Here is a 23,002-nt window from a genome sequence, read left to right on the forward strand (position 1 = left end):
TGTGACTCATAAATTATGAAAAATAACAAATTGCAAAAGAAGAGATTCTAGGTATCTCAAGTTTCGCACCTTTGAAACATCAGATTCTGTATTGAAAGCCTTACCATTTCCTGTATTCCAGCCAATTTATTCATAAAAACTGTAAATGTTTCCTTTGCTCCATCAATTATTGATAATAATCGGTTTATGAATTTTTCCATAAACGCCAGAATATTCAGTTCTTCGACCTCATAACGCAGACCCTCATACAGACTGCCTTTGTGACGGAAATCACCATTTATCCGTTCCATATAGCTCAGGATGATAAACCTAACGAGCGATAGTGTTAGGAAGCAAATAGTAGCCTCAAAGGTTCTGGATTGATTTTTCCCAAAGAAAAGCTTGCTCTTGGCATCTTTAAACAACACTTCTACTGCCCAACGCTGACCATAGGTTTCAATTATTTTTGCCGATGTCAAAGATGTATCCGTAGACAGTAGAATAATAGGCTTCTTTGATTTACTTTTCTCAGATGGCTGACAGAAGACCAGCTTAACCAGAGTTGAACCGAAAAAAGCATTGATGGAAGATACAGACACCCGATCTTTGCCAATTGTTACTGTTGCCTTAATCAAATCTGGAACAACACATTCCCATAAGCGTTTGGTTGAGTATACCTTGCCATTTACAGCAACAGTCAATGTCGGTGTAGTTTTAAGCATGGCAATCACGTCATAGCCTATCTCATTATAAATTGACGACACCAGCCTCGGCATACAGTACCAGCTGTCAAACAGAACAGCCCCAGCATCCAGACCCTTCTGTTTCGCCCGTTTAAGCATTTCCTTTACCAGTGTTGGTTTGTCTTTTACTGCTTCCTGTCGACGATGCCACGCCAGCATCCGCTTATCCATTTCAATTTCTGTCGATTGTTTGAATACTTTTCTGCTGCTTCGCTGCAAAGCAAAATCTACAGGGACAAATGACGCACGATCACTCCAGCCAAGCACAACAGCACTGAAGCCTTTCACGCTTTTACCTTTGCTATGGTCAAACACCCATGATACTTCTTCTATCTTTTTGCCGGCTTTCTGAATTACTGTGTCATCAATTACAAGAACACGCTGCTGCCAGCTGCTGAATGATTTGAAATATCTGATCACATTAAGCGATATATCCATCATAAAACGCCGCCAATTGATACTTGTACGTGTACTTAAACGATAAAAAACATCTTTACCGCCTAAATCAAATAGACTGTTCCGGCAATGGGAAACAAAATGGTGAACGCTCTTACCGAGAAAAGTCAGAAAAACTAAAGCCACAAGAATCGAAAACGGCTCGACGCCCTGATTCTTTGAAATACCGCACCTATAGGCAATTGTACGCAGTTGCAAAGCCTTCATTACTCGGAATATCTCAAATTCTTTCCACAATGCCGCTTGTATTTCAGACTGCCATGATTTATTCTCAAGCATAGAAAAAGTCTCCTTGATGTAATTGTTATTGGAAAATCAATATACCATCTATGTGAGACTTTTTCTATTGTTATCCTAGCTATAACAACAAGTTATCGCACTATATCAAGATGCGAAACTTGAGTAGGTATTAGTTTAAAACTATCCACAGCGGTTATCAGACAGAAACTTATCCTTTAACACTAGTCTTTTAACTCGTAATTAACTATATTGCGATATTGTTATTTTTCACAAAGTTATGAACGTATTTTCATTGACCGACCACATTTTAAGCGGTAATTTTAAGTAGGTGATGTATTAGAAATTAATAACCCCAGTAAAAAAAAGCGGGTAAATGGAGATGAAAATGAAATTGTTTAAAATCCTTGTCCTGCTGCTTTCAATAACAGCACTGGCAGCCTGTGGCGGAGGCAGTGGAAGCTCATCAGACGCAGCAAAATCTGATGTAGTCGTCAAAACCCAGATAGACTTCGGAACAGCAGCAATAACTAATTCCCAAGGCTATGTCACAACAAAAGCAACTACTGCCATAGTTGTAACTCTCACTATGGAAGACGGAACAAGTTATCAGATGACGGATAACGGCAACGGAGATTATTCCTGTACCGTATCAAACTACTCATCAGGCGCTGCCGGATATATCGAAGCTCATGCCGGTGATGTTGTTCTCAAAAACTTTTTCGACGGTCTCACAGACGATAACGGAGAAGCAGATATAGGTGCAACAGACCCCGACACAACTCTTTTTGTTGATGTACTTTCAACTTTCGCAGCGGCACTCACAGAAAATGAAAACATCGTCACTGCAAGCAAACTCCTTGAAATGTACAGTAATGCTGCACTTGATATAGACGTTGTTGAGCTCAAAGAGCAGGTTGCAAACGAAGGGACATACGAATCCCTGAGACACACCTATAACGCCCAACTGACATGGGAAAAAGCTGAATCAGGCGAAGGTGTTTCGGCTGCACTGGCATCTGCGCTCACTGAATCAACTGTTTATAAAGAGATACACACGGGCGGCATCACTCCACCGCCAGGAGCAACAACTAACGACATTAAAGCAGTGATAACAACTATTTATTCTGCATATGCAACAGGAGATGTGTCAGAACTCGCAAAAGCAATTGATTCATCTAAATTCCTCATGGATGGCTATGATACAGAGCACTGGCTTGCCGATATCGAAGAGGAAATTATAGAAGCCGAAGAGGAAGGACTCACCAGAGAAGTTGTAACCCTCGATGTCTCCGGAACCAAAATAGACTCCACAAACCAGTACAAAGTATTTATCGTTACACACGAAAGAATCAAAAATGCTAACGGTGATATTATAGAAGAATACAGAGACAATGACCACGCAAGCAACTCTTACAAAGCTTCCCCTACTTTAGTTGAAAATAATGGCGGCACATGGACTCTGATAGGGAATCAGAAAAAATCTGAAACATGGCTCAGCATGAATTTTCATAAAAACGGCAGCAGTGATGTCAGTAAATCTTTCTGGGCTGAAGTCACAGCAACTGAATCGTATCCGGTTTCTGCTGTAACCATGACATCAGATGCTTTCAGCGGCACAAAAACCCTCACCGTGCAGGATACCGACGACAATGATGAATATATCCTCTCCATGACAACAGGTGACGACTTACTTATATCAGACCTTTGTAACAATGAGAGTTTTGTATTTAACGTTGAATACACGGATGGTACAAACGAAGTCACTACTATAAAGCTTCCCTCATGTCCTACAAGCGCTGAGATAGAGGCAAATACACCAGAAATAAATGATATTGTGGTTAACTCCGATAATTCTCTGACTGTAAGTTTCGATAAAGGTGCTCTTTCAGACAAACTTAGCTGGCTGTATCTGGAAGTTCTCGACAGCAACGGTTACGATATAGAAGAAGAGGATGACATACCTTTTGAAGCAACATCAGTAAAAATTGAAGCCGATGATCTTATTAATAACAACATTTATACAATAAGACTCACCGCAAGCGACACCGCAGGCAGATCATTTTCAACAGAAACGACTTATCCTTACAACATGGAATGATCTTTACAGGCAGGGTGTAACAGCCCTGCCTTTTTTTAAAACGTAAAACTGGCAAACATCCCCCCCTCGCCTTTTATCTGAGAAACCGCATTCAGTTTTTCAGCCATACTGGAAACCAGCATAAGCCCATAGGAGTCAGGTTTTTTTGATGCCGTATCAAAATCAAAACCGACACCGTTATCTCTATAGGTAAACTCTGTCTTGCCGTCGACACGTTTAAAGGTCACAAATATCTTCGGGGCTACGACACTGTCCTTAAATGCATGTTTAAACGAATTTGTAAGAAGCTCGTTTAGTATGAGTCCGCAGGAGAGAGCATGAACGCCGGACAAAGTAAAAGAGTCAACGTCACTGATAAATTCCACATCACTGTTTCTCCCGAGCGAATGTGTCTGACAGAAACTTTTATATATTTTTGAAATATATTTTTCCGAATCAATCCCTGTGGAACTGCCAGAAGCAAACATGCTGTGCATATGCGCCATTGATATCATACGATCCTGTATATCCTGCAAAACTTCATTTTTATCATGAGTACAGCTTTTTTCCATATGGACATCTATTATGCTTGAAATAATCTGAAGGTTATTTTTGATTCTGTGATTGAATTCCTGCATGAGGATATCTTTTTCGTTATTCAGGTTTTCTTCTTTTCGCATCATTGCTGTCATCTTAAGATAAGCATAAAAGAGAACAGCTATACCAAAAAACCATATAAGAAAGCTGACAATCATATGAGATGCAGACTTGTTCATAAAAGCATCCAGATAACCTTTTAAAGGGATCGCTACGCTTATACCGCCACGGATATCACCAACCTCGTACCCCTGAAAAGCGTGACACTTAAGGCAGCCCTCCTCTGTAATAAAAGGTTTCATAAAACGCAGGTACTGGACACCGTCGACAACATCTATCCCAGAATAAACCGACAGCCCGCTTTTAATCTTTGCAAATGCCTCCTGCTCCCATTTATCAGGTTTGTTGGCAGGATTGAGAACAATGTCACTGATGAGATGCCCCTGTGGAACTTTACTGTCTGCTAATTCAAAAACCTGCCTTGTCATAAAAGCAGGATTAACAAGGGTCAGCTTCTTGCCGTTTTCGGTTATAATATCCCTGTTGTCGATGTTTTCCAGATAAGGGTTAGGCTGCATATCTTCCGTTACAAAAACGTATACGCCACCATGAGAGGCAGACCATCTGCGATATAGGGAATCTTTGAGAAAGGTAAGATCCGCTTCTTTGACTGCAATATGCATAGCAGCATTTTTATATTCGATATGCTGGAGGAACACATGTGCCAAAACAAGCAATGTCCACGTAATGATAAGAGCAACAAAATAGAGTAGAAATTTTCTTGTATTTGTTGACATATACTCACCCTCAAACAAAGGATATCATACTTTTATATGCACTACGCGTTGAATTATCGTCAGCATACTGTAATAATAGTTTATACAAAAAGAACAATTGCAGTAATTAGGTTTGATGACAGTAAACCAGTATTAATAAGGTATTAATAAACAAAACATTTAACTCACATGCCCTTATCATTCAGGCTATTCATTAACGAATAGCAAAAAAAGAATTATATGTTTGATTTTCTATTATATTAATACTTAACTGTATGTAATTAATTATTTTAATGCAAAACGTAAGGAGCTGATTATGTCTTTAAAAATTAAGTTAATTCTGCTGGTTTCTCTGTCAGTATTAACAGCATGCGGGGTCATAGCCGGAATATCTGTTTACCAATTAAAAAAACTGGGACATGAAGAAACAGCCAGATTCAGAGCAAACATGATGGATGCCAAAAGAGCTGAAGTTAAAAATTATATGGATGTTGCACTCACTTCAATTAAAAGAGTATATGACGACCCCGTAATAAGTGAGCAAGAAAAAAAAGAGAGGGTCAGCACGATTATACGTGATCTGAGATATGGTTCTGACGGGTATTATTTCATGTATACATATGAAGGAAAAAATATCGTTCTAGGCCCCAAACCGGAGCTCGAAGGTAAAAGCCTCTGGGACATGAAAGATGCTAACGGAGATTATCTCATCAGGGCAATGTCCAAAGTTGCCAGAGAAGGTGGCGGATTTCACCAGTACCCGTGGGACAAACCTTCTAAAAACGCTGTTGTCGATAAACTTGGATATGTAGTACCGTTAAAGGGATGGGAGTGGTTTATAGGAACAGGTTTTTATATTGACGACATCGACGATCAAGTGACCATCATGCAGGATGAAACCAATGAGAAAATTACTCAGCTCTTTATATTGATATTTCTCTCTGCCGTCATAGTAACTATTGCCTTTGCCTTTGTTACTGTAATATTAAGTAAAATCCTGATGAAGAACCTTCTTATCACTGCTGATGTGCTGAAAGATATCTCAGAAGGAGAAGGAGACCTTACCATATCCCTTGATGACTCCAGCAGGGATGAAGTGGGTATAGTAGCTCATAATTTCAACACATTTCTGGAAAAACTCCGCAGTATCATTATAGCTGTGAAAGAAAGCGCAGGGAGTGTGGCATCGGGCGCAACTCAGTTAGCTTCTACTACAGAGGAAATTTCGTCAACTTTTCACGAACAGTCAGCGCAGGTATCAAGTGTTGCATCAGCTACAGAAGAACTGTCTGCTTCATCCAGTGAAGTGCTGGAACTGCTAAACGAAGGCATTGAACGTACAAAGGACGCTGCTAAATTTACAGAAAACGGACAAACAACCCTCTCTAATGCTATGACACAGATAGACGGGATAAAATCAAGGGTGGACGATCTTGATAAATCAATAAATTCCCTCTCTGAATCCAGCGGTGACATTAGCAATATCATAAACGTGATTAACGATATTGCCGATCAGACTAACCTTCTTGCATTAAATGCTGCGATAGAAGCGGCAAGAGCCGGAGAAGCCGGACGTGGATTTGCAGTTGTTGCAGACGAGGTTAGGAAACTAGCCGAAAGAACTCAGGGAGCCACAAGTGAAGTCGGTTCAATAATAAGCAACCTTGTGACAGAAACCAAAGCAGCCTCAGGAAATATGGAAAAAGCAAGAAGTCAGGTCGGACTCGGCGTACAGGCAATGACAGACACAAGCTCTGCATTCAGAAATATTGTTAACTCTATGAGTGAAGTTGAAAGAGTAAATGATACAATCAGCAATGCAGTACATGAGCAGACCACTACTGTTCACAGCATAAATGACAACACTCAGTCTATAAGCTCCGGCTTGGAGGAAAGCTCTGTCGCCATGAGCGAAATAACACAGACTATCAGCGACTTACAAATGCAGGCAAGTGAACTGGAGCTTCTGGTTTCAAAATTTAAAACAAACTGATACGTACTACTAATGATATCCGGCAGGAGCTGATTCACAAGGCTCCTGTCGGCTTCAAATACATTTAAGTTATAAAAGTATCTATTTTAAAAATAAAAAAAAAGATAATGACTCTAGAAAATGCTTTTGAAAATAACAGCGGGTGATATATTGTGTTCAAAAGTAATTTTGAGAGATGACCTATGAGAATTCTTCTTGTTGAAGATGATTTCGATTTATCAGAAAACATTATAGACTTCCTTACAGACTGTGGGTACGACTGCGATTTTGCGTATAACGGTATCGTTGCAGTAGACCTCATCAAACAGAATCCCTACGACCTTATAATTCTGGATATAGGCCTCCCCGGGATAAACGGCTTTGAAGTATGCAGGATAGTCAGACAGGATCTTAAACTGAATACTCCTGTGATTATGCTGACTGCACTAATATCTCTGGATGATAAACTATCCGGCTTTCAGGCGGGCACAGATGACTATCTGCCCAAACCGTTCGACATGCCGGAACTTCAGGCAAGGATAGAAGCTCTGGCAAAAAGAACAAGACCTGTACAAAACCATGTACTCACAGTGGGCAGTCTCGTATACGACGTTGAACAGGGTATCCTGACAAGGAACAACATAGAACTTCAGCTGCCTCCGGTATGTATGCATATATTGCGTATACTCATGGAAGCATCTCCTAACCTTGTTTCCAAAAGCGAACTGGAATATGCTATATGGGGACATACTCCGCCGGAAACCGATGCCCTTAAAGCACATCTCTATACGCTGAGGAACATAATAGACAAACCTTTTAGTAAAAACATGCTCGTTACTGTCAGAGGACAGGGATATAAAGTTGTGGCATCCGAATGATGAAAGCTGTCAAGTCTCTACGGATAAAGATAATCATGGTATTTGCCGGATTCAGCTTTCTGCTCGGTTTCGCGCTTCTAATGGTAATCCTGATTGCAACTCAATACACTGAAGAATACACTCTGAAAAAACGTCTGCACCTTGAAACAGAAAGATATGTTAAATCAATAGTAAGCTCCCCCGTATCACCCGGAGCAGTTAGCTATGAAGCACCAGTTCCGAAATCGTCACTTCTAACCAGCTACATAGGTGATGAGCTTTTACCCGAATGGGCATACAAGGAATTATCCTCACTCCCCGAAGGTGAATACAAAAAACAACACGACAATCAGATTTATTATATCACCATAAGCAATCTGGCGAACCATCAGCGTTTCTATCTTATATATAACGTCACAACTATGCTTTCGGGGCATGAAAACATTGCTATAACAAGAAAATACTTCATGCTTACACTGTTTCCAACTTTCTTTATAGGGCTTCTGTTGGGCATCATTACAGCTTACAAAGCGGTCTCCCCTGTTATCAGGCTTTCCAGTATCATCAAAAAAGCTGAGCAGAACAACACTACGCCTGAAAACTTCTCAGCGGATTTTGGTGATGATGAAACCGGTTTTCTTGCTAGAACTCTCGAACATTCTATAAAAGGAATGCAGTCTTCAATAGACAGAGAAAAAGCTTTTGCAAGGGATGCAAGCCATGAACTGAGAACACCTGTAGCAATCATAAACGGTGCCGCAAGCCTTCTGCAAAAAGAGCTGGACGAATCAGATGAAAAAAAACTGGGACTACTTGCAAGAATCAACCGCGCAAACAAAACCATGGAACATCTGATAAACTCTTTTTTGTGGCTGTCCAGACAAGAAAAATACCATGCTGTTGGAGCAAGTAAAACATCTGTCGTTGTTAAAGAAGTTGTAGAAAACATGAACTATCTTGTACAAAACAAACCGATAGAAATTATTGTAGAAGAACTCGAAGAGTCTATATTACCTGTTACCCCCCCTATCCTTTCAATATTAGTGGGAAACCTGCTGAGAAACGCAATTTCCTATACTGTTGAAGGGAGCGTGGTTATAAGTATATATGAAAAATGTATCGCTGTTAAAGATACAGGACCAGGGATACCTAAAGACATACTGAATAATCTTAATATAGCCAACGGTGTACCTCAGGCAGACGGGTTCGGTTTTGGTCTGTCTATTGTTCATCGCATATGTTCGCATATAGGCTGGAAGCTAATGATCGACTCAGAAGAGATGAAAGGGTCAACAGTTGTTTTGTGCTCAAGAACTCCAAACAAAAAGACCTGTCTAACCCCCTGTAAAAAAGGGCAAAAAGATAATACCTTTACCTGATCTTTACTTTCAGGCAACTATAAGATGTAAGAATGGCAGTTTTGTGGCTGTGAATACCCAAGGAGAGTTTACCAGATGACAATAAACCGCAGATCATTTATCAAAATGGCAAGTGCAGCTATGGCTTCCCTTGCATACACACCAGATATTTTTGCATCAGGCGATGAAACACAGATAATAACTCACGCGACACATATGGGCCCCCTGAAAGGGTATGTCAAAAATGGTAAACTGGAAAAAATACTCGCATCAGAACACGATTTTGACCCTGTAGACCTGATGTTCAGCCTGAAAGAAGCAACGTACTCCCCTACACGAATTAAGCAGCCCTGCGTGCGTAAAAGCTACCTCGACGGTTCTGACAAAAGGAACCTGCGCGGTGCTGAAGAATTTATTCAGGTGAGCTGGGAAAAAGCTTTGGATCTCACAGCTAAGGCTCTTCAGGATGTTAAAAGGATTTATGGTAATGAGTCTATATTCCGTACCTCATATGCAAGATGGTCTCACCCTGGACATATACAGCAGCCGGCAAATCTTCTCGGGCGCACACTGGGGCTTTTCGGCGGGTTTACGGATGTTGTCGGAGACTACTCAGCCGGTGCATCTGTTCAGGTTCTACCATATATTGTAGGGGACTCTGAGGTCTACAGCATGCAGACATCCAGAGAAGTGGTGCTGGAGAACGTAGAGCTTATCATGATGTGGGGGCTGGATCCTTTTAAAACAAGTAAAATAGACTACAATGTGCCAGACCACAGTACAAAAGACTGGTTCCTGCAAATGAAACAGAAAGGGGTGCAGTTTATCACAATTGACCCTACAAAAAATCTGACAACAAGAAAGCTGGACTCAGAATGGGTTCCTATTAAAGCCGCTACCGACGTAGCTATGATAATAGGCATGTGCCATACATTATATACTGAGAACTTGTATGACAAAGAGTTTATAGCGAAATATACTGTTGGGTTTACTGCTTTCAGCAAGTATCTAACCGGAGAACACGACGGCATAGAAAAAACTGCTGAGTGGGCAGAAAGCATCTGTGGAGTACCTGCCGAAAAGATTAAGCAGCTTGCAAGACTTGCTATGACGAAACGAACCACGATTACAGGGAGCTGGGCTCCACAGCGTATCCACCACGGCGAACAATTTCACTGGAGTCTTGTCGCTCTCGCCAGCATGATAGGTCAGATAGGATTGCCAGGTGGAGGCTTCTCTTTCAACATGCACTTTTGCGGTGCCGGCACATCCTACAGCGGAGCTAAAAGACCACTGCTTATCCCGCAGGGACGTAACCCGGTAAACACACTCATACCTGCATCCAGAATGGGCGACACGTTTTTGAACCCAGGCAAAACAATAGACTATAACGGAAGTAAACTCACTTACCCTAATATTAAACTACTCTACTCCGCCGGACTGAACCCTATCGGTCTACAGCCTGATTTAAATAAGTTAATTGAGGGCTGCAAAAGAATTGAACATATCATCACCAATGAACCATGGTGGACGCCAACAGCAAAATTTTCAGATATTGTTCTGCCCGTCACTACGAGTTTCGAAAGAGATGATATCGCATTCGGCAGTTCATACGGAGTTGAGCACTTATGGGCTATGAAACAGCTGATATCACCATTGTTTGAAGCAAAAGATGACTTCTGGGTATTTCGGGAGATATCAAAGAGGCTAGGGTTCGAAAATGAATTTACAGATGGAAAGACCATAGAGGAATGGATCAGATGGAGTTTTGAGATGAGCCAGCCGTCTGTTGACTTTGAAACTTTCTGGGAAAAAGGCTTCGTTTATAACATGACTCCGGAAGAGAATAAAAAATATATAAGACACTCGGAATTCAGAGCAAATCCGCAAAAAAACCGCCTGAGTACTCCTTCCGGACGCATTGAGCTTTTCTCTGAAAAGATAGCCTCCTTCGGATATGAAGACTGCCCCGGATTTCCTAAATGGATAACTCCGGCAGAAGGAATAAACTCTTATGCAAGCAGAAGATTTCCGTATCACCTCATAACACCGCACCCCATGTACAGACTTCACTCTCAGCTTGATAATACCAGAGTAAGCAGAGATCATAAGTTTGACGACAGGGAACCGATGTACATAAATCCTGAAAACGCAAAACAGCTTGGAATTTCACACGGAGAAATTGTTGAGGTTTACAACAATAGGGGACATATGCTCGCAGGAGCTTTCCTGACAGAAAATATAGTAAAAGACTCAATTGCAATAGATGAAGGTGCGTGGTATGCTCCTGAAAATCCGCGGGAGAAAAACTCAAGATGCCTCTCAGGACAAGCGAACATACTTACGTCAGACAGACCGTCATCTAAACTTGCGCAGGCAACGACTTCAAATTCCTGTATGGTAGGCATAAGAAAAGTTAAAGGGAGAATAAAAAGAAACACGGCTTACGATGAGCCGGACATAAGGAAAGGTGATCTATAAATAAACTAGTTCTTTTATTATTTTTTATTTCATTTGCAGTTTTTGCATATGCCAACACTAAGATGTTTACAAGTTCTCCAATTCAGCTTTCTAACTATAGTGCCGAAGCCATAGTTTATGACGGTACGCTAATCGAAGCTGTAAAAACCGAAAATGGCTTCAATGTTAAGCTGAGTGTCTGGGTGAATGAACAAGGTGAGCTTTACATTGATCCTAAGAATAAACTTCTGGCAGGACACATTCTTTCCGGAGAAAACGTATATAATGCAAAAACAGAATTTGTGGGAACGGTTGATAAAGAATCTCTGACAGCCGACATCAGAAAAGCTCTTGCTCCGGCTGAAAATCTTTATTATGAAAGATGCGGAACTTGTCACCGTGCGTTTGACCCAGTCAAATATACTAACACAAGATGGCTTGCAGTGATGCAATCAATGAAATCACAGGCAGGTCTTTCAGAAGATGAATATAAACAGATAGTAAGATATCAACACATCTTGACATATTATGAAGTCAGCTATTAGCAGACTGAAATAAGCAATGGATTTTAACTGGAATAACAACCGAACAAGCCTGTTATTAAGCCCCGGAAATAACACCGAAGTTTTGATAACAGACTTGTTGTGGTTGCATAAACAGTGTCTGTAGAAAAACCTGCAATTGTGGAATCCTGCCACACAGCAGCTTCAAAACAGGCAATCAGTCGATTATTTTGTGCAGAAAATTCAATACACCCCTGAATTTCCCATACGTTATCTATTGTCCTCTGTTTCCTGATCCATTGTAGTGAACGTATCGCAAAAACTCGACAGTCGTACTGTTTAGCACATTAACGGTAAAGATAAAGTAAAGAATAAGGTATTATAGTTTTTTTTCAATTATGACTGCAAGCAACAAAAAGTATATTTACAAAACACTTAGCATAGATCACTGAAAATCATTAAGGTAAATACGAAAAAATATAAATTCAACTGACCGTTTCCAGAGATGCTTAAGACTCAGACGCTCCTGTCATTATTTCAGACTAACACTCGTCGGTGTCCTTCTTTTTCTTCTCCCTACGAAGATACAAATGCTGTCCGACAATGCTAACCAGCCCCACTGCTATTATAACGAGCCAGAGTGGATTAATACCTGCCTGCCTGATTGCTTCCATAATAAAATCCCCCAACGTTTTGTCTGTATATCTGTTTCAGTACCTTATATCAAATTTTTTATATAAAAGATACTCATCAGACTTTCTAATATAGATTCCCACTGGTAAACCCGTGGTTCTATTGCTTCACACGTGATTAACACACGAATTCACAACTTAGTTGTGACAGTTAGAGCATATGTAAAATACGTCACTGCGAAGCCCGCAGGGCTGTGGCAGTCTCTGAACTCGTTAGTTAATCCTGAGATTGTTTCGTCATTACATTCCTCGCAATGACTTATAGACTCTAAAGCTGTGATTCGATCATTCATACAAGCATAAATGCGTTGTGTTCTGTCTTCAACCGCATAAAAAAGCCCCGCCGCTAAAAAACGACAGGGCTAAACTTGTTTCCATTCTGAACTGTTTCAATAACAGCAGGTCTTTACCTGCCTTGAAACTGAAAGGAGTATGTCAGCAGAATACGTGTATCTGTGAGACCTTCACCGCCATCAACATTCATATCTGCATATCTGTATCTGATACCAAGCCCTTCAAGATATCCGGAAAATGCATACTGTATGTTAAAATCAGTTTCATAAGTATCTCTTACTGTAGCAGTTTCATCTACATCGTAGTATGCATAAAACACATAAGCACTGAGACCTTTCAGACCTAATCCAGAGAAGTCATATGCCACTTTGGCACCCCAGGCATTCTCGTCACCTCTGGTTGCAGATGTCATCACCTGCTGTGCTATGATTTTATCAAACCCCCACGGTGTTATCATGCCGTCATCACCTGTCTTAGCATAAAAACCGGTAACGTCGAATCCGGCAAATTTAACCCCTGCTCTGAACCCTGTCTGGCTTGTGCTCAGGTCTCCGTTAAGCTCGTCCCCCTGAGACTTCTGATAAAGTATCGACGGCTGAAAATACACATTAAACTGACCGATTTCTTTGCTGAGAGATGCTTTCAGGTATGAAATATCAAATACGTCATCCATTGTATAATACCACCCCTCAACTTTTGTCTGTACTTTCTCAACAGGCAGCTTATAGGCAGCACCCAGTATCACCAGATTTTTATCATCATCAATACTGTCTGCCCCGCCCGGTTCATTTGCCACAGCTTCCGCAACTGACACAAAGCTATCATCGTTCCACCCCATAGAGTCAGTTATGTAATAAGCTGAAAGTGTGAGCGAGTCGAAACTGTTATTTACGACAGACAGCCCTTTGTATGTCCGTGGCATCATACGTACATTATCGGTGTTAAGATAAGGAGTGTTAATCTCCTGAGCACCGTACTTTATTACCGTTTTGAACCACTCTCCCTGAATGTAATATTCCTGATTCCTTGTCACGCTTACATGATCACCTTCATCATCAGCTCCAAGCACACTGTACACACTGTCATCGTCATCACTGTTAATATCGTTTGACGTGCCAAATGCCACACCGAAAGAAACCCCGTGAAGCGCTGCGGTTTTGTAATACAGCAGCCCGCCTATAGCAACATCCTTTCTGGTGTTTACTGTGTCAAAGTCTCTGGTAAAGTCTAACACCTTAACCTCGCCTCTGACAGCCCCCTGCACAAACATCTCCTTCAGGTTGTCTGCGGCAAAGACAGTAAGTGAAAAATTAAAAACCATAAAAGAAATTAGAAAAAGAATACGTAACATAATTTAAACCTCCTTTTGTATCAACAAGCTCTGGCTGTGCAGAGCAAGTCCGCTTTTTTATATAGCCATACCGTCAAACAAAAAACTCTGACTCGCCGTGACTGACAATACGGACTATATTGTTTCATTTTCGTAAATATCAGACTGTCTTTTATACATATTGACAGCCGTTACCTTCTGTTCATTTCATCGCACTGTTTCGGAGCGAGGCAAAAAAAGCAGTTAACGCTATTGCGGCAAGCATATAGGACGCCGTACTCCAGCCTGTATGTTCGGCTGTAAAACTGAAAAGAACCGGTCCGATAAACATCCCTATGTACTGCCCGAAAACAACGACAGCCATGCATGCCCCAGCCTTTTCCGGTTTACTGAAAAGCTCTGTTGCAGCGGTAAATATTCCTACAGGCATTGCCCCGCCCGCAACACCTATCAGAACCAAAGAGACTGCTGTCCATACAGGTGGAGCATTAAACATTATGAGGACTGACACTATTGCCAGAACACATCCTGCTATCACCGGTATTTTACGGGAGTGAATTTTATCCGATATTATCCCCGCAACCGGAGCTGTCGCCATAGAGCAAAGCATCATGATAGTTAATATCCCCGAAGCTTTTACGGTGGAAAACCCACGGACACTTTCAAGAAAAACCGGCAGGTATGATTTAATGGAGATAGTAATGACATTAAACAACAAAAATATAGCCGCCAGAGACCACGCTTCACGTACTTTAAATACATCAAGCGAATGTCTGTCCTGAGTCTTTGGAGCTATACCAGTTGTTGAAACAGGCATACTGAAAAACAAAAAGAACATTAAAAGCATAACCGCCGTATAACAAGATGAAAATATCCAGACATTCCTCCAACCGGACATACTAAAAAACGGTGCTGACAAAAATATTACAACATTTCCGGCAGGAACCCATGTTGACCAGACCCCCATCGGGATGCCTCGTTTCTCCGGAGGAAACCATGCAGACAGAGCAGCAGGGGCAGCAACAGAAAATAAGCCCATACCCACACCTTCTACAATCCGGCTGAAAAGGATCAGCGGAACTGAAGAGACTGCCCCGCCGACTGCCGACCCGATCAGCAGAATACTCATAGACAAGAGCCCAAGCCTTCTTACTCCCATTTTCTGCAGTAATACTCCGGAAGGCAAAGCGCAAACAAAGCCTGCCAGAGCAAAGGAAGACATCAGCCACCCTGAAGCAGTCAGGCTTATATCCAGCTCAGATATAAGCCGCTGCATCATCGGAGGAACTTTAAACTGGTTAACAGGTGCAGCAATACCGGTCAGATACACCAGCGCCAGCATGAAGTAGCTTTTTTTCATGGTTAAATGCGGGTGCTTAAAAACACCCGCAGACATTGTCATTTGCCAAGATAGTAAAGGGATGGATTAGTCTTTGCCTCTGGCTTAAGCTGATATGCTTTGCCGGAAGCTACCAATTTTGCCACTTTACTACTTCTGTCGTTAAGATCTCCGAAAATCCTAGCCTGAACAGGACAGGACTGGACACAGAACGGTTCTTCATCCCTGTCTACCCTGTCAAAGCACAGGTTACACTTGTTTGACTGTCCAAGGTCTTCATCCATAACAGGCACACTGTAAGGGCATACCTCACTGCATGTTCCACAGCCGATACATGCACTGTAGTTAACGAAAACAATGCCGTCTTCCCTCTTTTGCATTGCTTTTGTAGGGCAGCTTGCAACACACATAGGTTTTTCACAGTGGTTGCATGAAAGTGTGCGAGAACGCATCTTAACATTCGGGTACTTACCCACAGGCTGATACACATTCGGACTGCCAACAGTTTCAAGCTTACCCCAATAGATTTCGTTCGGCAGATCGTGGTCCACATGGCAGCCAACTATGCAGGTCTGACAGCCAATACATCTATTCGTATCTACTACAACTCCATAACGCTTCATAATACCCTCCTTATGCTTTTACGATTTCTACAAGGTTGTCATATGCGGCAAAGTTCGTTTCATCCACTAGTGTCTCCACCGGATTAATAGTCAGGTGAGTTAGTGTCTGATAATGCCCGTCGCTGAAAAACTCAGGAGTCCACCCCTGCGGTATGGCAACAACATTCGGCATAATACCTTCTGTAACAAAAGCTTTTACGACACAGTGACCACGGTCGTTATAGATTTTTACATTGTCACCATGCTTAATATTACGTTTGGCTGCATCTACCGGATTTATCTCCAGCATTGGTTCTTTGAAGATACCGTTAATGGCAGGTATTCCTATATGCTGGGTATGCACATTTGTCCTGTCGTGATACTGAATGAACATCAGAGGGTATTTCTTACCCAGTGGTCCTTTCGGGTCTTCGAGCATAGGTGTGTAAACAGGCAGTTCGTGCCCGACAGGTTTCAGACGTTCTGAATAGAACTCAAACCTGCCTGTCTGGGTTTTATATTTCTGATCCATGAAAGCATTGACGATATCAAACCGTCCGTCTTTCCTGACAAACATTCCTTCTTCAACAAACTTTTTCCAGTTGAACCCTGCCATAGCCGGGTGTTTAGACCCTTCCAGATAGACACGGATCCAATCTTCATCTGTTCTGTTCCAGTATTTACCTTTTCCAAGTCTTTCAGCCACAGCGGAAAATATTTGTATATCAGATTTGCTCTCTCCATAAGGTTTAAGCATAGGCTGCTGAAGCATGATCCACGGTGTTTTATCAAATATGTCCCAGTTTTCGAACATATTTGTTGTAGGCAGCACAAGGTCAGCATATTTAGCTGTGTATGTCCAGTAAGGGTCGGAATGAACAATAAAAGATAACTTAGGAAGAACTTCATTAATAACACGGTTGGTGTCGGGACTTTGATTAAGAAAATTACTGGAAGCTATCCACAGAAAATCAATCTGATAAGGATCTGCCTTTGATATCATGTCGTAAATCTGGATGCCGTGCATTTTGCTTGCATCCGTACCGCCTGTATCTGCCCATGGGGAACTGTTGAAAACAGGAACGTTGATACCGGGGATAGGGTTAACACCGGAAGTACCGCCGGCATGGGACGCTCCGCCACCGTTGACTCCTATGTAACCACATACAGCCGCAAGTGTCGCCACTGTACGGAAAGGAGAATGTGAGTTATAAACTCTCTGCATCCCCTGCCCCATACGGATAGCGGAAGGGCTTTGCAGATAATCGCTGATAAGCTCTTTGATAACATCTTCACTGATGTTAGTTGCCTCAGCTGTCCACTTCAGCGTGTATTGTTTCAGACTATCCTGAAACAGCGCAAAAGAGGTTGAACACTTTTCACCCTGATAGCTTACAGAGCTGCTGAGCTGTGCTTTAACCCCTGGAGTGTCAGAAGCTACGACCTTACCCTTCTCATCAACAACGCAGAACTTATCGCCCATTTTCAGATATTGCCCGTCACTTTTCTTAACAAGCAAAGGACCGCAGCTGTTCTGAGTCAGCCACTCTTTATCATGAAGATCTTTGCTGATGATATAGCTCATCATCCCAAGAGCAAGAGCCGTGTCTCCACCGGGTTTTATCGGAATCCATTGATCGGCGATAGCAGCAGTGGAGCTGAATCTCGGGTCGATAACGATAACTTTTGTTCCATTCTGTTTTGCGTTAAGATAAAAACGGGCTTCACTGGTGTGAGTGTCTACTAAGTTACGCCCCCACACAATGAGTGTTTTAGAGTTCATATAGTCTCTGGAGTCGTGCGAACCGCGTTTCTGACCATAAACAAGATCCATCCCCATACTTGCGCCGTGGTCACTCATGATGCCTTCAGGTGTGAACGAAGTCCCTTCTATCGTTCTGGCGAAACGAAATGGTGAATCCCATGCAAATTTAGCAAGGTTCCCTGTCATTACGAAAAGACCTACGGACTGTTTTCCGTATCTCTCCTGACTCTCTTTGATCTTTTCTGTGATCAGATCAAAAGCTTCATCCCATGAAATACGCTTAAACTTCCCCTCGCCTCTCTCTCCGACACGAAGCATAGGATATTTCACCCTCTCCTCTGAGACTGTTCTCAGTGGGAGCGCCATCCCTCTCAGGCAGGCATTGGAATAGTCCGGTCTACCCGGCAGAACTGAAGGAGTTACACTTTGGATACTTCCATCCTGAACATGACAATTCAGGTTGCAGCGTGATGTGCAGTTAACAGTACAAACTGTGCGGAATGTTTTACCAAGCCTGTCGGCTTCCGGCGATGATGCGGAATACATCTGCGCCATAACATTCTCGGACAGCATACCGTAAGTTGCAACTGCCATACTGCCTTTGATAAACGTACGCCTTGTCAATTTACTCATACTTTCTATCCTCCTATAAGATAAGCATAAGCAAAACATAGGCTTTCATTACGATGTTTTAAAGACCAGTTGGAATGAAAAAAAAGAGTCAGTTTAGAAAGAATAAAGTGTCAGACAATTGTTTTAAGCTGCTTTCTTGCCTCACGGGCAATAATCCTGACCGCCTCTTCGAAGTTTTCTATTGAATCGGCAAATGGGGCAAGGTGTAAGCTGTGTGAGTCTGTATTGTCAAAGAAATAACCGGGGAGGAACATTATCTCTTTGCAGTCGTCATATATTTTGACTACATCAATCTGTTCGCTGAATACAACCCAGATGTAATAGCCATAAACCTTATTCAGAGGCTTTATAAGGTCTTTCAGATATCTCTCTATAATCTCATAAGCACTTTCTAATATTTTCAAAAACAGTGGACGGGACTCTTCTATAAACTCGTCATAGTGCCCGCTTTTAAAAAGTTCGTCAGCTGTTATCTGAAGAAGCGTGTTGGTGTTAATATCATATTGAGTTTTAACATCACTCAGTCTGGAGATGATATTGCCCGGAGCGACAATCCACGAAAGCTTAAAACCTATGTTTACGCCTATAGTACATCCGATATAAATAACAAGCCCGCCTTTATCAAAGGCTTTCATCGGCAGCGGATTAGGTTTGTCCAGCCAGAATTCACGCAGCATATCGTTTTCAAGCACAGGAACTCTTGAATAAGTACACATTGACAATATCTTATCCCGTCTGGTTTTAGACAATGAGACGCCGCTTGGGTATTGGTTTGTGGGATTAATATATAATATACAGCGTGAAGTGTTCTTAAAGACCTTGCTGAGCGGCTCAGTCTTCATACCGTAGTTGTCCAGCGGAATACGTACAATATTAGCCCCGGACGACCGGATAAGCTGCATTGAATTAAGCACGGATGGAGTATCATGGATAAAAGTCATACTGGAGCACAAAAAAGACCATGATATTATCGCTAAAGATTCTGCAACACCAGTTGTTATCATAACCTCATCAGGAGTCGCTTCTATGCCGTATTTTTTCAAACGTTCACAAAGAGTTACTCTTAAAGAATAAATACCTTTTATATTAATCTCATTAAGGTCATTTGTTGTTTCCAGTCTCTTCATCACACGGGGCATAACTTTACTTAGTGTTAAAGCGTAACCCAGATCCTGACCAATCCTCGGTCCCGAAACATGAATTTTCCGGCCGCTCGAAAGGTCGTTGATCATATGAAAAATCCGCTCTTTACTGGGGATCTGTCTCCCCCTCTCAATATAATTTTTCCAGTCGGGAGAACACCCCGCAGCAAGAAGAAGCCATGCGTTATTAGAAACCACAGTCCCTGAACGTGGCTTGGAACTCACAAGCCCCTCTGCCTCTAAGAGCATTAAAGCGTCATATGCTGTCTTCTTGCTGACATCAAACTGCTTTGCAATGATGCGCTGAGAGAGCTTTGTGCATGGTTTAAGTTCGCCGCTTACTATTGACCTGCGTAAACAATCTGCGATTTGTATATATAGTGATTTCCCGCTCATGTTCATTACCCCATTACGAGTTTTACAGTCACATCCAGATCGTTGATAACTACTTATGTATATTAAATTTTTTGACCACAATTAATTTTATGAGCTGAAGTGCCAGCAGGTAAACTCCATAATTTGTAAATAAGTGATGTAAATATTTGTTTATAATAAAATCCATGTCCATTATAATTGTTTCTGTAAATACTACAAGCAGAATCGCAGCTACAAGGCACACATATGCCACAATTCAACTCATAATACACTTATAACACACAATTTATTAAACCAAAACCATATAGGCAAACACTATAATGTATTCAAACTAACCAACATATAATACGACATTCCGAAAATCCAGTTAAATTAGTTTATTACTAAAAAGAGTGTACCACCAAGTATTATCTATGTATTTCAAGATTCGTGTCAGGGGACACATTTAATCTTATTTTGATTTTTTTCTCTCTGAGTGGTATGTGAAAACAGTGAAACCTAGGACTGGTAAATGTTTGGGCGACATAGACAAGTTATGGACACGCTCATCTCATTTTTGGGCATAAAAAAAGCCTGGCTATTCACCAGGCTTCGATTTTGCCTGAATTATCGGGTGTTTGGTAATAGGAACGGGCGGTTTCGAACCGCCGACCCTTGCCACGTCAAGGCAATGCTCTCCCACTGAGCTACGCTCCTGCAAAGTAGAAAGATAATACATATCTCACAGCTGTTTTTCAAGATTTTTTTTACATACGTTTTAAATAAAATATGATATTTTCTAATTATGAGTGGATTTATATCGTTTAAAAAACTACCGCAAAAGGTTCTTATCGTTGAAGATGAAATAATTACAAGAACATCTCTGGTACAGATTCTTGACAGTTATTTTGCGACGATACACTGCGCTGACGACGGCGACACAGGTCTGGACATGTATTACCGCATTAAGCCTGATATAATTTTCTCTGATATAGTCATGCCCTCGATGAATGGTATAGAGATGCTGCGTCATATAAAAGAATGTGAAGACAATACGCCTCTCATTATAATATTTTCGGCATTTGATACAACAATCAACGATAGAGACCTTGAAGAAATAGGCGTCTTTCGCAAAATGATAAAACCATTTAACATGAAAGCATTAGAAAATCTTATTGAAGAGATAAAACAATACTTTATGCCTTGATCCCTGATAACTCTATACTTTTATAGCATCGCCCGATTACCCCCAGCTAAGTTTCCCCCCATGAAACCCAACAACAGCCAGCACAGGAATGTTTGCAAATATCATAAAATTAAAAAGTATTCCACCCCACCCCGCAACAGAAGAAATGTCTGGCAGGAAAAAACGAACGGATATTTCTATGATACCCATCACCAAAAGGATAAAAGAAAAACTTATTTTATAGATAAAGATTTTATTGACTGCCAGTTCATAGTTTACCCACCAGCTCACCATACCGGAGAAAATAGTGGGAAATGTAAAAACGACAGCAGTAACCAGAGAGTAAAATGCAGAAAGCTCAAAAGACGCTTTCCGTGTATAAAGAAACAATGCCTGCATGATAACGGTAAAAACCAGCAGCCCCATGGGAAAATGGATCAGCATTGGGTGCGGATGAAAGATCCGGTAGAGCTTCTTAATTATCTCTTTCTTGCCCCGAACCTGGTCTTTCTGAACTCTGAACCCATCAAGAGCATCAATATTCTCGAACCTTTCCAGAACCTCGACACCATGAGGCGCAGATTCCATTGCTTCGGTCAGATCCATTCCCGCCCCATGTTTATTTACATGTTTACCATTTTTCCAGAGACGGCTGTCAGTAACATCATAAACTCTCCCTTTATATGAAACGTAAGCTTTTGCACCGTCTTTTCCGTTAAAATGCTCTAATTCATCCTTCTTCACATGGCTCTCCATTGATATTATATAAATACAGTATACAAGCACAGTTGTTCCAAAACAATTGAATATTATGTTTAATATTACCAGAAAATTGGCTATATTACACTTATGAAGTATCTTAAAATAATATTATTGTGCCTGAGTCTGGTTTTTACTGTGTCCTGCGCATCCAGAACCTACGACACAAGCAGCTCGTACAAATATAGCGCAGCAAAGAAATATTCATCACCCCGCACCCTTTCATCTATGCAGTACACCATACAGGTGGGGGCTTTCCGGATGTTGTCAAATGCCGTACGTCTTGAAGCAAAACTTGACCGGGACGGTCTTGAGTCATACTATTTTCTCGACACAGACGGTCTTTACAAAGTTCGCTTCGGCAATTTCTCGAGCAAAGCTGATGCTCAGAAAACTGCCAAAAGATTCAAAAACAGAGGCTACATAGATGTCTATTATATAGTCTCGCCAGATCAATACATGGCTGCAAAGCCTGAGTACCGCAACAACGCAACCGGTCTTCGCGGACAGATAGTTAAAACAGCCAAAAGTTATATCGGAACTCCTTACCGCTGGGGCGGAACAACCACAAGCGGTTTCGACTGCAGCGGACTGACCATGGTAACATATAGGGTAAACGGACTAAATCTCCCCCGTGTCTCCCGTTCGCAATATCGTGCCGGCAAGTTCATCAGTAAAAAAAATCTCAAGCCCGGCGACCTTGTTTTTTTCGCGACAGGCACCCCTAACAGAGTCTCCCACGTCGGCATATATATAGGCTCCGGCAAATTTATTCATGCACCGAGCAGAGGGAAAAAGGTACGCATAGAAAACTTAGAAAACCCTTTTTTCAGAAGAACATATATGGGCGGCAGAAGTTATATATGATTTATCTTAAGGTATGGAGAA

At 41.6% G+C, this 23,002-nt stretch carries 18 protein-coding genes and 1 tRNA gene; 8 read left to right on the plus strand and 11 right to left on the minus strand.

Annotated elements, in window-relative coordinates; all coding sequences use genetic code 11:
• Positions 1-56 precede the first annotated feature (56 nt).
• Positions 57-1,457, minus strand: a complete 1,401-nt coding sequence (locus DACET_RS08240; RefSeq protein WP_013010124.1) for an IS4 family transposase — start codon at positions 1,455-1,457, stop codon at positions 57-59.
• Positions 1,458-1,803: 346 nt separating this feature from the next.
• On the opposite strand from DACET_RS08240, the gene DACET_RS08245 reads away from it, so the two are divergent.
• A complete protein-coding gene (locus DACET_RS08245; protein WP_013010920.1) occupies positions 1,804-3,516 on the plus strand; it encodes a hypothetical protein in 1,713 nt (570 codons plus the stop codon).
• 35 nt (positions 3,517-3,551) lie between these two features.
• Here DACET_RS08245 and DACET_RS15565 read toward each other — a convergent pair whose 3' ends face one another.
• Complete coding sequence (locus DACET_RS15565) at positions 3,552-4,889, minus strand: histidine kinase dimerization/phosphoacceptor domain -containing protein (RefSeq protein ID WP_013010921.1); 1,338 nt, start codon at positions 4,887-4,889, stop codon at positions 3,552-3,554.
• Between the two features lie 295 nt (positions 4,890-5,184).
• On the opposite strand from DACET_RS15565, the gene DACET_RS08255 reads away from it, so the two are divergent.
• The 5 genes from DACET_RS08255 (at position 5,185) to DACET_RS08275 (ending at position 12,060) form a co-directional block, all read left to right on the plus strand.
• On the plus strand, positions 5,185-6,861 hold the full coding sequence (locus DACET_RS08255) for a methyl-accepting chemotaxis protein (RefSeq protein WP_013010922.1): 1,677 nt from the start codon (positions 5,185-5,187) through the stop codon (positions 6,859-6,861).
• Positions 6,862-7,043: 182 nt separating this feature from the next.
• The gene (locus DACET_RS08260; protein WP_013010923.1) at positions 7,044-7,718 is read left to right on the plus strand and encodes a response regulator transcription factor; all 675 of its coding nucleotides are present in this window, start codon (positions 7,044-7,046) and stop codon (positions 7,716-7,718) included.
• Positions 7,715-9,076 carry a HAMP domain-containing sensor histidine kinase gene (locus DACET_RS08265; RefSeq protein ID WP_013010924.1) on the plus strand — a complete coding sequence of 454 codons (1,362 nt, stop codon included), beginning with the start codon at positions 7,715-7,717 and terminating at the stop codon, positions 9,074-9,076. Before DACET_RS08260 ends, DACET_RS08265 begins: the two co-directional genes overlap by 4 nt.
• A gap of 75 nt (positions 9,077-9,151) precedes the next feature.
• Positions 9,152-11,536, plus strand: coding sequence for a molybdopterin-dependent oxidoreductase (locus DACET_RS08270; RefSeq protein ID WP_013010925.1), 2,385 nt, complete (start codon positions 9,152-9,154; stop codon positions 11,534-11,536).
• A 62-nt stretch (positions 11,537-11,598) separates the two neighbouring features.
• Positions 11,599-12,060, plus strand: a complete 462-nt coding sequence (locus tag DACET_RS08275; RefSeq protein WP_013010926.1) for a hypothetical protein — start codon at positions 11,599-11,601, stop codon at positions 12,058-12,060.
• Positions 12,061-12,560: 500 nt separating this feature from the next.
• Here DACET_RS08275 and DACET_RS16670 read toward each other — a convergent pair whose 3' ends face one another.
• The 8 genes from DACET_RS16670 to DACET_RS08310 form a co-directional block, all read right to left on the minus strand.
• Complete coding sequence (locus DACET_RS16670) at positions 12,561-12,692, minus strand: hypothetical protein (RefSeq protein WP_013010927.1); 132 nt, start codon at positions 12,690-12,692, stop codon at positions 12,561-12,563.
• A 149-nt stretch (positions 12,693-12,841) separates the two neighbouring features.
• A complete protein-coding gene (locus DACET_RS16300; protein WP_169304210.1) occupies positions 12,842-13,003 on the minus strand; it encodes a hypothetical protein in 162 nt (53 codons plus the stop codon).
• A gap of 113 nt (positions 13,004-13,116) precedes the next feature.
• Positions 13,117-14,355 carry an OprD family outer membrane porin gene (locus DACET_RS08280; RefSeq protein WP_013010928.1) on the minus strand — a complete coding sequence of 413 codons (1,239 nt, stop codon included), beginning with the start codon at positions 14,353-14,355 and terminating at the stop codon, positions 13,117-13,119.
• 181 nt (positions 14,356-14,536) lie between these two features.
• Positions 14,537-15,694 (minus strand): MFS transporter, encoded by a 1,158-nt coding sequence (locus DACET_RS08285; RefSeq protein ID WP_169304211.1) that lies wholly within the window; start codon positions 15,692-15,694, stop codon positions 14,537-14,539.
• 38 nt (positions 15,695-15,732) lie between these two features.
• On the minus strand, positions 15,733-16,296 hold the full coding sequence (locus DACET_RS08290) for a 4Fe-4S dicluster domain-containing protein (RefSeq protein ID WP_013010930.1): 564 nt from the start codon (positions 16,294-16,296) through the stop codon (positions 15,733-15,735).
• Positions 16,297-16,306: 10 nt separating this feature from the next.
• On the minus strand, positions 16,307-18,673 hold the full coding sequence (locus DACET_RS08295; RefSeq protein WP_013010931.1) for a molybdopterin-dependent oxidoreductase: 2,367 nt from the start codon (positions 18,671-18,673) through the stop codon (positions 16,307-16,309).
• A gap of 110 nt (positions 18,674-18,783) precedes the next feature.
• Positions 18,784-20,211 carry an aminotransferase-like domain-containing protein gene (locus DACET_RS08300; RefSeq protein ID WP_041229949.1) on the minus strand — a complete coding sequence of 476 codons (1,428 nt, stop codon included), beginning with the start codon at positions 20,209-20,211 and terminating at the stop codon, positions 18,784-18,786.
• A 603-nt stretch (positions 20,212-20,814) separates the two neighbouring features.
• Positions 20,815-20,886 (minus strand) — tRNA-Val (locus DACET_RS08310).
• Positions 20,887-20,974: 88 nt separating this feature from the next.
• Here DACET_RS08310 and DACET_RS08315 point away from each other — a divergent pair.
• On the plus strand, positions 20,975-21,376 hold the full coding sequence (locus tag DACET_RS08315; protein ID WP_013010934.1) for a response regulator: 402 nt from the start codon (positions 20,975-20,977) through the stop codon (positions 21,374-21,376).
• 36 nt (positions 21,377-21,412) lie between these two features.
• On the opposite strand, the gene DACET_RS15995 is transcribed toward DACET_RS08315, so the two are convergent.
• Positions 21,413-22,099 (minus strand): DUF2231 domain-containing protein, encoded by a 687-nt coding sequence (locus tag DACET_RS15995; RefSeq protein WP_013010935.1) that lies wholly within the window; start codon positions 22,097-22,099, stop codon positions 21,413-21,415.
• Between the two features lie 105 nt (positions 22,100-22,204).
• On the opposite strand from DACET_RS15995, the gene DACET_RS08325 reads away from it, so the two are divergent.
• Positions 22,205-22,981, plus strand: coding sequence for an NlpC/P60 family protein (locus tag DACET_RS08325; protein ID WP_013010936.1), 777 nt, complete (start codon positions 22,205-22,207; stop codon positions 22,979-22,981).
• Positions 22,982-23,002 lie beyond the last annotated feature (21 nt).

The sequence above is a fragment of the Denitrovibrio acetiphilus DSM 12809 genome (assembly GCF_000025725.1).
Taxonomy (GTDB): Bacteria; Chrysiogenota; Deferribacteres; order Deferribacterales; family Geovibrionaceae; genus Denitrovibrio; species Denitrovibrio acetiphilus.